This window comes from [Mycoplasma] phocae (genome assembly GCF_003332325.1).
In the GTDB taxonomy this organism is placed as follows: Bacteria; Bacillota_I; Bacilli_A; order Mycoplasmatales; family Metamycoplasmataceae; genus Metamycoplasma; species Metamycoplasma phocae.
Genome location: NZ_CP029295.1, coordinates 598347 through 613664, shown reverse-complemented (window position 1 = coordinate 613664; position 15318 = coordinate 598347). Strand labels below are relative to the sequence as shown.

Annotated in this window: 12 protein-coding genes, 1 tRNA gene and 1 pseudogene; 11 read left to right on the top strand and 3 right to left on the bottom strand. The window is 27.8% G+C overall.

Going from position 1 to position 15318, the window contains the following annotated elements; genetic code table 4:
• The first annotated feature begins 338 nt into the window (after window positions 1-338).
• The 7 genes and pseudogenes from DA803_RS06480 to DA803_RS02460 all read left to right on the top strand — a co-directional run bounded on the left by DA803_RS06480 (window position 339) and on the right by DA803_RS02460 (window position 9530).
• Window positions 339-1004 (top strand): annotated as a pseudogene (locus DA803_RS06480) (DNA cytosine methyltransferase).
• 248 nt (window positions 1005-1252) lie between these two features.
• Window positions 1253-2437 (top strand): acetate/propionate family kinase, encoded by a 1185-nt coding sequence (locus DA803_RS02485; RefSeq protein WP_114191039.1) that lies wholly within the window; start codon window positions 1253-1255, stop codon window positions 2435-2437.
• 46 nt (window positions 2438-2483) lie between these two features.
• On the top strand, window positions 2484-4292 hold the full coding sequence (locus DA803_RS02480; protein ID WP_114191038.1) for an ABC transporter ATP-binding protein: 1809 nt from the start codon (window positions 2484-2486) through the stop codon (window positions 4290-4292).
• Window positions 4285-6147 carry an ABC transporter ATP-binding protein gene (locus DA803_RS02475; protein ID WP_114191037.1) on the top strand — a complete coding sequence of 621 codons (1863 nt, stop codon included), beginning with the start codon at window positions 4285-4287 and terminating at the stop codon, window positions 6145-6147. The genes DA803_RS02480 and DA803_RS02475 overlap by 8 nt, the downstream gene beginning before the upstream one ends.
• A 445-nt stretch (window positions 6148-6592) precedes the next feature.
• On the top strand, window positions 6593-8392 hold the full coding sequence (lepA, locus tag DA803_RS02470) for a translation elongation factor 4 (RefSeq protein WP_114191036.1): 1800 nt from the start codon (window positions 6593-6595) through the stop codon (window positions 8390-8392).
• Between the two features lie 13 nt (window positions 8393-8405).
• Window positions 8406-9305, top strand: coding sequence for an MSC_0882 family membrane protein (locus tag DA803_RS06475; protein ID WP_114191035.1), 900 nt, complete (start codon window positions 8406-8408; stop codon window positions 9303-9305).
• Window positions 9306-9530: a YneF family protein gene (locus DA803_RS02460; RefSeq protein WP_114191034.1), complete on the top strand. Its 225-nt coding sequence runs from the start codon at window positions 9306-9308 to the stop codon at window positions 9528-9530. It abuts the gene before it with no gap.
• Between the two features lie 31 nt (window positions 9531-9561).
• Here DA803_RS02460 and DA803_RS02455 read toward each other — a convergent pair.
• Window positions 9562-9637 (bottom strand) — tRNA-Arg (locus tag DA803_RS02455).
• 141 nt (window positions 9638-9778) lie between these two features.
• On the opposite strand from DA803_RS02455, the gene lysS reads away from it, so the two are divergent.
• Entirely contained in the window at window positions 9779-11254 is a 1476-nt protein-coding gene (lysS, locus tag DA803_RS02450) for a lysine--tRNA ligase (RefSeq protein WP_114191033.1), read from the top strand.
• Between the two features lie 46 nt (window positions 11255-11300).
• Here lysS and thiI read toward each other — a convergent pair whose 3' ends face one another.
• Together thiI and DA803_RS06470 are read right to left on the bottom strand one after the other, a co-directional pair.
• Complete coding sequence (gene thiI / locus DA803_RS02445; protein WP_114191032.1) at window positions 11301-12443, bottom strand: tRNA uracil 4-sulfurtransferase ThiI; 1143 nt, start codon at window positions 12441-12443, stop codon at window positions 11301-11303.
• Window positions 12444-12459: 16 nt separating this feature from the next.
• The gene (locus DA803_RS06470) at window positions 12460-14094 is read right to left on the bottom strand and encodes a hypothetical protein (RefSeq protein ID WP_114191031.1); all 1635 of its coding nucleotides are present in this window, start codon (window positions 14092-14094) and stop codon (window positions 12460-12462) included.
• A 72-nt stretch (window positions 14095-14166) separates the two neighbouring features.
• Here DA803_RS06470 and rpmG point away from each other — a divergent pair, with 72 nt between their 5' ends.
• The 3 genes from rpmG to nusG are packed head-to-tail and all read left to right on the top strand — an operon-like array spanning window position 14167 to window position 15185.
• Window positions 14167-14313, top strand: a complete 147-nt coding sequence (rpmG, locus tag DA803_RS02435; RefSeq protein ID WP_114191030.1) for a 50S ribosomal protein L33 — start codon at window positions 14167-14169, stop codon at window positions 14311-14313.
• On the top strand, window positions 14313-14588 hold the full coding sequence (secE, locus tag DA803_RS06465) for a preprotein translocase subunit SecE (RefSeq protein WP_114191029.1): 276 nt from the start codon (window positions 14313-14315) through the stop codon (window positions 14586-14588). Before rpmG ends, secE begins: the two co-directional genes overlap by 1 nt.
• Window positions 14589-14603: 15 nt before the next feature.
• Window positions 14604-15185, top strand: coding sequence for a transcription termination/antitermination protein NusG (gene nusG / locus DA803_RS06460; RefSeq protein ID WP_114191028.1), 582 nt, complete (start codon window positions 14604-14606; stop codon window positions 15183-15185).
• Window positions 15186-15318: the final 133 nt, after the last annotated feature.

Here is a 15318-nt window from a genome sequence, read left to right as displayed (position 1 = left end):
GCTTTTTCAAAGCTATTTTTTTTGCTAACCATGAAATCAATTAAAGTTTTAGAGACATTTGCTGGAATCGGTGCTCAAAATAAGGCTATTAAAATTGTAAATAAAGGAAGTGGCCCAAAATTTAAAATTGTGGCGACCTGTTAGTGAGATGCTAGAGCGATTATTACATATTCAGCCATGCATAATAATTTATACAATACCTTTAATGAAATTCTTATTAAAAATAAATTAGATAACGAAGATTCAATTAATAAATTTATAAAAAGTAAAACCTATTCTCTAAATTCAAAAAACCTTCGCATGTCGAGAGAAAAGATTTGAATTTTAAAAAATATTTAGTGGCAGCGACGCTACTTCAAAATAATCAAATTGACATAACATCATTAGATTCAAAAATTATTGACAAACATAAAATAGATTTAATAACCTATTCATTCCCTTGCCAAGGATTATCAATTGCTAATATGGGAAAGGCTAAAGGCATTAAAAATACTGAAAGCACATCAAGTCTTGTTTGAAAAATTTATTGAATTCTTAAAAACGCTGAACATAGACCTAAATTCTTATTAATGGAAAATGCCAAAAACTTACTCTCCCCAAAATTCCTAGAACAATAAGAGGAATGAAAGAAAATTTTAGGAGAATTAGGTTATAAAACATTTACCGCTACTTTGAATAGCATTAATCACGGTTCTATTCAAAAACGTGAAAAGGTCTTTGCGCTCTCGGTTCTAGACAACTTAAAAATTCCCTTTTCAAATGATGAAGAATATAAAAATAAACTAGAAGAAAAATCAAAGTTATACGAAAAAAAATGACCGCAGAATATATTTGAGACAATCTTTAGAAGTTCTTCTCAAGATGAGATTGATGATTCATTAATCAATAAAACTCCATCGAGAATAAGGATGATTAAAACTGCAAAAAATTTAAATACTAATATTAGTAAAAAAATATTTAATTCATTAAAACATAATCAAAATTTGCGATTATGTTTTTTATAAATTATTAATGTAACAAAGTTATTAACTGTATTTCTTTAGAATAAGTGTCTAAATTTAATAAATTTTATTCCCTTAATTTGTGTGTATACACTAGTAAAATAAAATATATTTATCAAATTTTATTTCAACTAATTTTAACCTTTAACCAATAACTATTTTAATTTATTAAATTTGATTTTTTTAATTGCTTTTTATTTCTTGATTTATTTTATAATAGATAAGATAATAACATCATCGGGGGAAAATATATGTCAAAAATATTAATAATAAATGCTGGGTCAAGTTCAATTAAATGAAATTTATTTTCATCAGAATTGAAAATTGAGGCAAAAGGCGTGGCTCAACGCATCAAATTGAATAACGGAATTTTGTCATTGGAACATAATAACAAAAAAGAAGATTTAAAATTTGAATTGCCATCATTTTTAGAAACAGTTAAAATTCTTGTATCACTATGAAAAGAGCGAAATATCATTAAGGATTTTTCTGAAATTTCTCAAGTAGCTTTTCGGGTTGTAAATGGTGGAATTCACATGCAATCAACATGCGAAGTTACCGAAGAATCACTTAAATTTTTAAAAGATTCAATTGATTTAGCACCTTTACATAATCCTGGCGCTTTGAATGCTATTGAAGCTTTTAAAGAGTATCTACCAAATGCTAAAATGACTTTGCATTTTGATACATCATTTCACAAAACTCTTTCAAGAATAGCTTACACATATCCAATTAATGCTAAAATTAGCGAAGAACTTAACATTAGAAAATATGGTTTTCACGGACTAAATCATCATTATATTTCTCAAAAAACTGCGGAAATTCTTAACAAGGAATCAGTTAATATTGTTAGTATGCATATTGGCAATGGAGCTAGTTTATGTGCAATAGAAAACGGTCAATCAATTGATACTTCAATGGGCTTCACTCCACTAGCGGGAATTATGATGGGAAGCCGTTCGGGTGATATTGATCCATCAATCATTCAATATATTATGAAAGCTAAAAATATGAATGTTGATGAGGTTACAAAAATGCTAAATGAGCAATCTGGAATGTTGGGGGTTAGTCAAATTTCATCTGATTTAAGAGATGTTCAAAAAGTTAAAAATACAAATTCACAAGCACAATTTGCGCTTAATTTATATACAAGAAAAATTGCTGATTATTTGATAAATTACTTAAATAAAATTAATGGCAAAATTGATGCAATAGTTTTTACCGCTGGAGTGGGGGAAAATGATGCCTATGTTCGCAAGGAAGTAATTAATAAAATTAAGTTAATTAAACTTGAAATTGATGATGATGCAAATGAAAATTTAAAATATACTGACTATAAGTTAATATCAACTAAGAATAGTCTTATTCCAATTTATGTCATAAGAGCTGAAGAAGAGTTGTATATGGCAAAAGAAGCAATTGAATTTTTTAAATAGTTAAATAATAAACTTTAACTTTATAAAATTAAAAAAAGGAGGTTTTGTGTTTAGATTATATAAATATTTAAGTAAAAAACATCGCTGAATTTCAGCAGGATCTTTTCTGCTAACATGTATTCAAGTAGTTTCGTTTTTACTAATAAGTTTATTTGTCGGACAAATTGTTGGTTTAATTTCTCAAAGTGCATTTCCCGATGATAAAAATGTTTCAATTGATATTTTAAGAATTACTTTTACATATGCTAGTCGAAAAGAAGCAATTAAATATTTGTCCATTTTCTTTACTATCTTTTTAATTATTGGTACAATCGGAAGTTTGCTAGCTGCAATTTTGGCATCATATGTTTCGATAGCCGGAGCCAGAGAAATAAGAAATTATTTATGAAATCATTTGAGCAAATTATCCCAAAAAGATTTAGAAGTATTTACTCATGCTAAAATTATTACCCGTTTTACAATTGATATAACTAGAATTCAAAATGGATTAATATCATTTTTAAGAAGTATGGTCATTGGTCCCTTTTATTTAATTTTTGGATTAGTTTTTGCCTTGTTAACAAATTTAAATTTATCAATCATTTTCGCTGTACTAATTCCATTGCTAAGTATTACTATGATTATTGCCGGAGCTATTATTGGTCCATTATTTAAAAAAGAACAAAAAATGTATGACAAAATCAATACCGAATCACAAGAAAATATTCTTGGTGCTAAAGTTATCAAATCTTATAATTTAGAAAAAATTCAATTAGAAAAATTTGAACAAGCAAATAAAAATTGGGGAAAAATTAGTTTAAAAGCGTGATTCTCATATAATACAACTTTTAACTTTATTTCCTTATTCACAAATTTAGCCACAGTTTTTGTTGTATACATTTCTGGTATCAATGCTAAATCAATTACTGATGAATTACTATTTAGGCAAACTATTGCCAACGTTACAACTTTTACTAATTATGTTATGTTTATAACCATTGGTGTATTAATGGTTTCATTTACAATTTTTACTTTAGCCAGATCAAAAGTGTCAATTAAACGTGTTTTTGAAATTATTGATAAAAAACCGAATATTCCTTTTATTCAATCGGATAAAAAAGTTACAAATGGTGAAATAGTTTTTGATCATGTTTCGTTTCGCTATTTTGAGTCATCTGATAAAAATGTATTAGATGATATTTCTTTTTCAGTGAAACCTGGCGAAATTCTCGGAATCATTGGGCCTACCGGTTCTGGTAAAAGTACCATTGCTAGGTTAATAAATCACGATTTTAAAAGCATATCTGGGAATATTACAATCGATAACAATAAAATTGAAGAGATTGATAGTGTTTCTTTACATAAAAATATTTCACTTATCTATCAAAATCCAACCCTGTTAAGCGGAACAATTAAAAGTAATTTACTTCTAGCTAATCCTGAAGCTTCAGATGAAGATATATTAAAAGCTTCACATAATGCTTGCGCTTATAGTTTTATTTCAAAATTTAAAAATCAATTTGAACATGAAGTGGAACAAAAGGGTGTTAATTTATCCGGTGGTCAAAAACAAAGAATATCAATTGCTCAAGGAATAATTAGAGATCCTAAAATTCTTGTTTTAGATGATTCAACTTCTGCTCTTGACTATAAAACTGAAGCCGCTGTTTTGGAAAATATTAAAAATGAATTTGCTGAGAAAAAAATATCGCTAGTAATCATTACTCAAAAAATTTCTTCAATTGCCCATGCTGATAATATTTTAGTTTTAGAGCACGGCAAAATTATTGGCTCAGGTAAACACGATGAATTAATTAATTCTAATAAGTTATATCGAGAAATTGCCATTTCACAAATGGGGGAAAATCATGCTTAGCCTAGACCCGTTTAAAAAAGATAAAAATTTTAAAGAAATGAGCAAATTAGAGAAAAAATCTTATTTGAAAAAAAATCGTAAAATTAAAGCAGAAAGTTTTAAAAATTTACTTAAATATTTAAACTATCGACGTGGTGCTTTGTTTGGTATTATAATCACAACATTACTGTCGATGATCTGTTCAACATTAGTTATTTTTGCTTTAGGATATATTACTGACAAATTTTTAACCTACAGTTTTATTCATACTAATTATGACCCACTAGCATTTGTAATTGCAATTATTGTTTTAGTTTTTTTAAGTATATTACAACAGATTTTTAACTACTGATCTAATGCCCTATCAGTCAAAGCTGGACTTTATACTTCCATCATTATGCGAAATGATGCTTATAAAGCAATCATGAGAATGCCAATTTCATTTTTTGATGAAATTAACAATGGCGAATTAATGTCAATTTTCTCGAATGACATTGAAAATATTTCTAATGGTTTATGTGCCAATTTAAATGCAATTTTAAAAACTGTTTTTATTGTTATTTCGTCATTTATATTTATGTTATATTATTCAATTTATTTAACCTTAATTGTTTTAATTCTATTTCCCTTGTTTTTATTTGTGGTATTTATTTTGATGAAAAAAGCTGTTCCACAATATCAAAAAACACAAAAAAGAATAGCTGATGTTAATGGTTTTATTGAAGAGAATTTAGCGGCACATCACTTAATAAAATCATTCAACCAAATGGATAAAATCAATCAAGAGTTTGCTAAAAGAACTAAAAGATTATACAATTCTTCATTTCATGCCAATGTTTATTCAAACGTAGTTTATCCATATGCTAATATTGTCACTAATTTATTACAACTAGTTGTTGTTGCCATTGCTTCTTTATTTTCGATAAACGGAATTGGAACTGGTTCTAATTCACTATTTAGTCCAGGGGCTATTGTTTCATTTATTTTATACATTAGAATTATGTCAAATGAAATTGCTAGAACTTTTGAAAATGTTGCTTCAATTCAAATATCACTTGTTTCAGCAACTAGAGTTTTAAATTTAGTAAAAATTAAACCATTAATTGATGAAGATAAACTTAATCAAATTGATAGCATTAAGGGTAATGTAGAATTTAAAAATGTTAGTTTTTCATATAATAATTCCCTTGATAATCTTCAATTAAAAAACGCTTCATTTAAAGCTAAAAAAGGTGAAGTGTTCGCAATTGTTGGACCAACAGGAGCTGGTAAAACCACAATTATAAACTTACTTAGCAAGTTTTATATTCCGACCTTAGGTGAAATTTTGATTGATAATTTCAAGTCAACTGAAATTAATGAACATAGTTGAAGAGAACAAATTTCAATTGTGTTGCAGGATACATTTTTATTTAAGAATACAATTTTGGAAAATATTAGATATGGTAATTTATCAGCAACTGATGAGCAAATTAAAAATGCTGCCAAAATTAGTAGTGCTCACGATTTTATTGAACAGCTTGAATTAGGATATGACACAATTGTTGAAGAGGGCGGAAGAAACTTTTCACAAGGTGAGCGACAATTACTTGCTATAACTCGGGCAATTTTGGCTGATAAAAATATTCTAATTCTAGACGAGGCGACATCAAATGTTGATACTAGAACAGAAAAAATTATTCAAAATGCTATGCTTGAATTAATGAAAGGTAAGACATCATTTGTAATTGCTCACCGGCTATCAACAATTGTAAATGCCGACCAGATTTTAGTTGTTAATAATGGTGAAATTATTGAAAGAGGAAACCACGAGCAATTACTCAATTTACATGGATTTTATGAAAAACTTTATAAATCTTCATTTAGCGAAGATTAAAATCAAACTATGCATCTCATCTATTTTATAATTATAGATTAAGTTATAGCACCCTTAGCGTAGGGTGTTTTATTTTACAAATTGCAACCAGAAGTTAAATACATTTCGAGTATATTTTTAAAATATTTATTACTGTGTTATTTCACTAATAGTCATTTCATATACTCACAGCTTAAAACATTAATCTAATAAAATTGCGAATTTAATAATTTTAGAATGGCTATAAATAAATAAAATAAATCTATATTCTTTTAATTTATGTTTTCTAAACAAAAACAGTATAGGATAAATTTATGGTAAAACTTTGTTTAAAATACAAATTAAAATTAAATGTTAGCAAATAATTTATCGATGTCAGTTGAAGCATGATTTTTATTTGCTTATTATTAAAATATAGTTAATGTTTTTAAAAAAAATATCATTTTAAAATATAATTTAAAAAAATATGGACAAAAAGAATATTAGAAACTTTGCAATTATAGCTCACATTGATCATGGAAAAAGCACACTAGCCGATCGAATTTTGGAATTTACCAATACTATTACAGCCCGTGAAGCTAGACCACAAATTTTAGATAGTATGGATTTAGAACAAGAGCGGGGAATTACTATTAAATTAAACGCTATTCAAATCAAATATAAAGATTATGTTTTTCATTTGATTGATACCCCAGGGCATGTCGATTTTACTTATGAGGTTAGCCGAAGTTTAGCTGCTTGTGAAGGGGCATTACTATTAGTTGATGCCACTCAAGGTATTCAAGCACAAACCCTAGCTAATGTGTATTTAGCAATTGAAAATAATTTAGAGATTGTACCAATTATCAATAAAGTTGATTTAATTAGTGCAGACCCTGATCGAGTAAAAAAAGAAATTGAAGATATTATTGGCATTGACGCTTCAGATGCTATTTTAATTTCAGCAAAAACTGGACTTAACATTGATCAAGTAATTGATGCTATTATCAAAAGAATTCCTGCACCAAAAGATGCTGATGATGATAGACCACTTCAAGCCTTAATATTTGATAGTTACTTTGATAATTATCGTGGAGTAGTTATCTACATGAGAGTATTTCAGGGAAAAATTAAGGTTGGAGATGAAATTTTATTTATCCAAACGAAAAAGCGTTATTTAGTAACGGAGTTAGGGGTTAAAAATCCTAATGAAGTTAAAAAAGAGACACTAACTGCTGGTGAAGTTGGTTGAATTTCAGCATCAATTCGTGACATTAAAGATGTTGCTGTGGGTGATACTGTAACTTTAGCAAAAAATCCTACTAATTTTCCACTGCCGGGATATAAGAAATTAAAACCAGTTGTTTATACGGGATTTTATCCTGTTGATACTCGTGATTATAATGACTTAAAAGATGCTCTGGAAAAAATTAGTTTATCAGATTCATCAATTGTTTGAGAACCTGAAACATCTAAGGCTTTAGGATTTGGTTTTCGAATCGGATTTTTAGGATTACTTCATATGGATGTTTTACAAGAAAGATTGGAAAGAGAATTTAATCTTGATATCATTGCCACTGCCCCATCAGTTGAATTTGTCATTACTTTAACAAATGGTGATATTCAGTATATTACTAATCCTTCATTCTTTCCTGATAAAAGCACTATCAAAACTATTGAAGAACCATACATTCGTGCTAATATCATGCTAACTGAAGAGTATTTAGGTGCAATTATGGAATTGTGTCAAAGCAAGCGTGGAAAATTTATTGATATTGAATATTTAGATGATTTTAGAAGAAAATTAATCTATGAACTTCCTCTGAATGAAACAATTTTTGATTTTTTTGATTTATTAAAAAGCTTTTCAAAAGGTTATGCTTCATTTGATTATGATTATATTGGGTTAAGAGAATCTGATTTAGTTAAGGTTGATATTTTATTAAATGGGGAAAAAATTGATGCTTTAGCAATGATAGTTCATCGGGACTTTGCTTATAATAAAAGTCGTGATTTAGCTGAAAGATTAAAAGAAGTAGTTCCTCGTCAAAATTTTGAAATTCCTATTCAAGCGGCAATTGGTGCTAAAATAATAGCGAGAGAAACAATTAAAGCATATCGAAAAGATGTTACTGCCCATTTATATGGCGGTGATGTCACAAGAAGACAAAAATTACTGAAAAAACAAAAAGCAGGTAAGAAAAGAATGAAACAAATTGGGACAGTAGAAGTTCCTCAAGAAGCATTCCTTGCAATCCTAAAAACAAACGTTTCAAAAAAGGAATAGAGGATTTTTAAATATGAATATAGAGCCGATGTTTACTAATGATCCAAGTAAAAACCAGGATATTAATACCAATAATCAAAGAAATGATGTAATTAGTAACTCAATTAATGAAACTATTTTGGCACGCGAAAAGCGCACTCTAGATCCTGAAGGAATCATTCCTAATGGAATTTATCGGGTATTTAGACATGAAAAAAATATTAAAAGATTAACTATTATTATTGATTTTATTTTAGCTTTAGTGTCAACAATTGTAATTTTATTATTTGTTTTTCAACCACAAATATTTAATACAAAAAAAGTTATACCATTTACTATTCCGTGGGGATGATACATTGTTCCGTCACTTCTCTTAGCCACAACTTTTATTAATTTTATTAGTGAATCTATTGAACTGATTGGAATTGTCAGGAGTATTACTGCCTATCGTGATAGTATTATTTCAGGCTCTTCAAGTACTCCACCTTTTATCTCTATTCTTTACAGAAAACTAGCTTTAAAACAAGTTCGTCGTACCTGATTTGTTATTGCATTTATTTTTTATGTTGGTCTTTTTACTTTAACACTATGAGGCCTTAAGGACAAAAAAATAGGATTTTTAGATTTCCAAAAATGAATTTCAAATGCCTTTCCCAGGGAAAATGGTGCAAACATTGTGGTTTACTCGCTTTGTGGTATAATGATTGCTATATTAATCATATTTATATTAAATACAATTTTGCGGAAAAAGAGAATGGTTGATATTGAATCATTTTTTGGTAATTCAGGCATTAACTATAATGAAATTGCCGATAGAAAAACTTCTGCGCATAAATTTTATGCCAAATTATTTTTCTTAAGTATTTTAGTTTTACTAATACTACCAATTGTGATTTATATCATTCTAAAGAAAACCGTTTTGAAAGGGAAATAAATGCCAGGTTGAGCAATTGCACTACTAGTAATTTTACCGATTGTGGGAATTATTATTGGTGGAGTTATTGGAGTTATTTTCACTAAAAAGAAATTTGAAAAACAAATTCGTGAAAATCCACCAATAACTGAAAAAATGATTCGGGTAATGTTTCAGCAGATGGGAAGAAAAGCATCTGAAGCCCAAATTAAACAAGTAATGCGTTCGATGAGAAACGCAAAATAAGATCCCAATTGGGATTTTTTTATAAAAAAAATGGCGATCGCGACGGGAGTTGAACCTGCGACCCCAAGCTTAGGAGGCTTGTGCTCTATCCACTGAGCTACGCGACCATTTGTTTTTAATTATATAATTTTAAATCCAAAATTAATTATTAACTTTATTATTTATGTCTTATAATATTATAAATTATGTTAAAACATGTTACATATTTAGTATTTAATTAAATACAATTATAAAAATCAGGGAGAAAAATGGAAAGAAAATTTACGGAACAAGAACAAATTAGAAGAAATAAAATTGAAAGTCTTGAGGCTAACAACATTAAAGCTTTCAGTCCAACAATTGTTCCAACTACATCTTCATATGAAATTATTGAAAAATATGAAAATTTAAGCAAAGAAGAAATTGAAGCTAAGAAAGTTAATGTAATTTTTAATGGAAGAGTTATTGCTCAAAGAGGTCCGTTTCTAGTTTTACAAGATCGTTTTAGTAATATGCAAATTTATGTTGATAAAAAAATTCTAGATAATCATTCATCTGAAACCTTAAAACTTTTAGACCTTGGTGATATTATAAGTGTCAAAGGTTATATTTCAAAAACCAATACAAATGCTTTGGTTATTAAAGCTCAAGATGTTACTCTATTAACAAAATCTCTTAAACCACTACCAGATAAATATCATGGTTTAGTTGACCCCGAAGAGAAAAGACGCCACCGTTATGTTGACACTATTGTAAATGAAGAATCGAGAAAAACATTTATTATGCGAACACAAATTATTAAAGGTATTCGTGAATATTTTGATAATTTAGATTATATGGAAGTTGATACTCCAGTTTTACATCCAATCCTAGGTGGAGCAGCAGCAAAACCTTTCGTGACTTACTACAATGCCTTAAATCAAAACTTTTATTTAAGAATTGCAACAGAACTTCCTTTGAAAAAATGTTTAGTCGGTGGTTTTGAAAGAGTTTATGAAATTGGACGGATTTTTAGAAATGAAGGAGTAGATGCAACTCATAATCCTGAATTTACTTCAATTGAATTCTATGAAGCATACTCTGATATGTGAGGAATGATGGAAAGAACTGAAGGAGTGTTCAAACATTTAACTCATAAATTAGGAATCTCAAAAGTTACTTTTAACGGCATGGAAATTGAATTTAAATATCCATTTGCAAAAATCAATATGGTTGATGCTGTTTCAGAAAAAATTGGTGTCGATGTTCGAAAATTATCTGATAAAGATGCTCTTGATTTGGCAAAAAAACACAATGTCAAATGTGAAAAATATTTCAAATTAGGACACGTTATTAATGAATTATTTGAAAAATATATCGAAGAAACCCTTATTCAACCAACTTTTGTTTATGGACATCCAATTGAAATCTCACCATTAGCATTCAAAGATGAAAAAGATCCGCGTTTCACTCAGAGAGCAGAATTATTTATAGGTACAAAAGAATTTGCTAATATGTTCACTGAATTGAATGATCCAATTGACCAATTAGAGCGTTTTGAAAGTCAACTAACTGAACGTGAATCTGGTAATGAAGAAGCTAACGAAATTGATTGAGATTTCATCAATGCCTTAGAATATGGAATGCCACCAGCTGGTGGTTGTGGAATTGGAATTGACCGTTTAATTATGCTTCTAACCCAAAATGATTCAATTCGTGATATCTTACTTTTCCCTCAATTAAAAGATTTAAAGGATAGCAAATAGTGCAATTTAAAAAGCTCAACAAAAAGTGTGAGCTTTTTTATTTTGTCTATAAACTATAACGTTTAATTTGCATTTCTTCAATAACTTCATCTTCTAATTTCTCTAACATATCAAGTTCTTTTTCTAGAAAATTAGCTTCTTCACGGTTAGGTTTAGTTACTGGATTTTTTGGAGCAAATAATTCACATGTTTCGCAAGCCTTTTCAATTGAAGTTCCTAAAGTATTAATTTTTTCAGCGATTTTAATTGTTTCGTTTTTATCAAATGAAAGCAATGGGCGAAAAATGGGAAGATCGCAAACTTCAGAAATTGTGTAAATTGATTCTAAGGTTTGTGATGCTACTTGTGCTAAATTTTCGCCATTAGAAATTGCTTTGATGTTATATTTATGAGCAATTTTATTGGCAATTCGGTAAAAACTTCGGCGCATTAAAGTAATTTTGTATTTTTGGTTGCTAGTTAGACCAATGTAGTTCATAACCTTAGTGTAATTGATTTGAAACAAAGTAGCATCTTTTTGAAAACGGCATGCTAATTTCATGATTTCATCAATTTTATCTTCGGTTTTTTTATCAGTGTGTGGTGGAGTTATAAAATTTAGAAAAACTGCCTTAAGTCCCCTTTTTTGTAGTAAAAAACTAGCAACTGGTGAATCAATTCCACCACTGATTAAATGTAGTACTTTTCCAGATGAAAGAACTGGCATTCCTCCAAGAGATGAAATTACTTCGGTAAAAACATAAGTTTTATCATCTCGGATTTCAATATTAATTTTCAAATCAGGGTTTTTTAAATCAACAGTTTTGTCTTCAGTGTTTTTGAGTACATATCCTCCGAAATGCATATTAATTTCGGCCGAATTGAGTGAAAAATTTTTGTTGTGGCGACGAGCGGCGATTGCAAAAGAACTGAAGTTTTTTTCGCTAATAATTTTTTTAACTATGTTTTCAATAGCTTCAAGTTCACTTTTACACACATAAGTTGGTGAATATGAAGAAATACCAAAAATATTTTTTAAAGCTTCAAGATTTTTTTCACTAAACTCCACAAAAGCTCGGTCAAATTCCATTTTAATTTCTTCTTTATTTATGTATCACAATAAATTTTGTTTTAGTTGATTAATAAAGTCATTCCGATTATTTTTTTTAAGTGTTAGTTCTCCATATCGAATTAAAATTTTTGAATACATTTTTTCTCCTTAATTATTAGTTGTATTGATTAGCGATGAAATTTTTAAGAGTATCGACACCTTTTAAATAATCTCCATTTATATATAATTTTTCAATTTGGGCATAAAGAGAAGCAATTTCACGGTCAGTTGATGCTTTTTCTCCAATTTTTCTTAATGTTCTAATCAACAATTGGCAAGCATTTAAATTACTATTAAAATTATTTACAAAGACAATGATCATCGATGTTAATCTTTCAACGTCTAAATAATTATAATCATTATGCTCGTATTTTTCAAATTCTTGATTAATTAGCGCACTTAGATTTTCATCCTCTTCATTCAATTTTAAACTTGTGGCAAGAATTTGAGCATTAGTTGTATAAAATATTTGTTTAATTTTATTTACTTGTTTAATTGCTATATTGCGTTTTTTACCTTCAAGCAATTTAATTTTATTTTGAAATAATAGTACTAACATAACTTCATTTAATAAACTTTGATATTCCAGGTTTTTTTCGCGGTTAAATAAATTATTGCCTTCTTCTTTAAGTTTTAAATATTTATTCTCAATTTGATTCATTTTTTTGAAATATTCTAAATCATCAATTTTAACCTGGCTAATAATAAGACGATGTTGTTTTTTGACTATATTAATAAAATTGATAATTTCAGGAAAAACGCTATCAAGTTGTCGACTTGCGTTCCTTTCAAAAATTACTTCATTGTATTTTTTATTAACAGTTTTGCAAAGTTCAAGTAATTTTGGCTTAATAATCTTACTTCAACTAAATATTTTTTCATTTTTCATAATGTTGAGTAGTTCACTACCGTGATTTTTATAATTGTCAAATTCAACAATTTGTCACTCTTCAAAATTTGGATTATCTAGACGCAAAGTATTTTTGGCAATTTCTACTTTATCATTAATGTCATTTTCAATAATTTCAATGTAGTTAAAAGCAGTTGCAATTAAAGTGTAGTATTGATCAATTAATAATTTGAGCTCCTGTTTTTTAATGCTAATATAATTACCCCTTTTATCAAAATTACCTTTATTAAATCAACTAAGTAATTTTTCAATTTTTCGAGATATGCGATTTTCATAATTATAAAAATATTTATCAAAAATGCTAAGTCGCGAGTGATCTTGTTTATATTTTTTAATTTTTTTATATGAGTTAAGGCAATTGTTGGCAAATACCATAATTTCGGTAACCCGATTACTTTTAGTTAATGAAATTTTTTCAATTTTTTGATAAGTTTCATTAATTTGTTTATAGTGGCGAGTTATTTCATTTTCTTTACTTTTAAAAACAATAAAACATTTTATTTCCCAAAAATGATGGCTATTAAGGTGAAAATCAATTTCGTTATTGAGGGTAGCGATCATACTTTCAATTAAAATGGCTCTTCTTTCATAATCTGAAATTAGCTTTGAAATTTCATCTTCCATTTTTTTGAAATTTAAACTTTTCGAATAAAATTCATGCAACTGATTATTAATATTATTAATCTTAAACAATTTCTTTTGTAAATTAGTTTTGTATTTGTTAAATTTATCAATTAAGATATTAAGATAAGTTCGGCTTAAATAGTGAATTATAAATATTAAATACGAAACGATAAATATAACTAATAGTACTGATAAAAGAATTGTAAGTTTATTCATATGTTAATATTACCTTATTATCTTTTGAATAATCACAAAAAAACTTGTAAAATTTATTTATAATTATAATTTATGAAAAAAACAAAAAAAATTAGTTTAGCATGCCAAGAATGTTTAGCAAAAAATTACTATGTTAATAAAAGCAACGAATCAAGATTAGAAATTAAAAAATTCTGCAAACACTGTAATTCGCAAACAATGCATAAAGAGGAAAAATAATGAATGAGGATCTTAAAGCTGAAAAATTAAAAGCAAAACAATTAAGGAAACAAAAAAAAGAACTTGATCGTATGCAGAGAAAAACAAATGGGATCAAACATTCCACGGTTAAAAATTGATTTAAGGAAATTAAACGAATTATTTGACCGAAAAGTTCAAAGTCATGACGCTGATTCGGAATCACTATTGTCTTTTTAGTAATTATGGCAATTTTTTGTTTTTTGATAACTTTAGGATTTACTGGATTATGAAATGTGCTAGGAATAAAAATTTAGAAATGAGCAAAAGAAATGGAAAACAAAGATTTTAAATGATATATGATTTCAACGGTATCGGGAAAAGAAGATAATGTCGTTGAAGCCTTAAAAAATAAAATTGTAGCTGAGCAAAAAGAAGATCTTTTTCATGAAATTAAAATTTTCAAGACGCCACATCTATCAAATAAGGAATTAGAAAAAAAATCGCGGGGTGAAGAATTTACCGTTCGTTATATTAATATATATAAAGGATATATCTTTTTAAATATGGTAATGACTGACGAATCGTGATATTTAGTTCGTAACACCCAATATGTGACTGGTCTAATCGGATCAAGTGGTAAAGGAGCAAAACCAACTCCAATTAGCGAACGTAATTTTCAAAAAATGATCGATGTGGAAATTAATTTAAATGATAAATTTGCCAGAGGTGATATCGAAACCGCTTTTAAAGAAGGAACTTTTGTAAAAATCAAAGACGGAATTTTTAAAGGTGAAGTTGGCGATATTATTAAAAATAATGATCGTACCCAAAAAGCTTTTGTTAATATCGAACAATTTGGTAGAAAAGTGCCAACTGAATTTTCATATGAAGATTTAGAAGTTTGTGGATAGTATAGTTTAAAACGTATATGCAATTGCATATATTTTTTTGCAAAAATTTTTAAATAATTTTTACATTAAAAAAAATAAAATATGTATAATAGTAATTGTGCAATTTATTAAGTTGTGCCTAGATAGTTCTTTG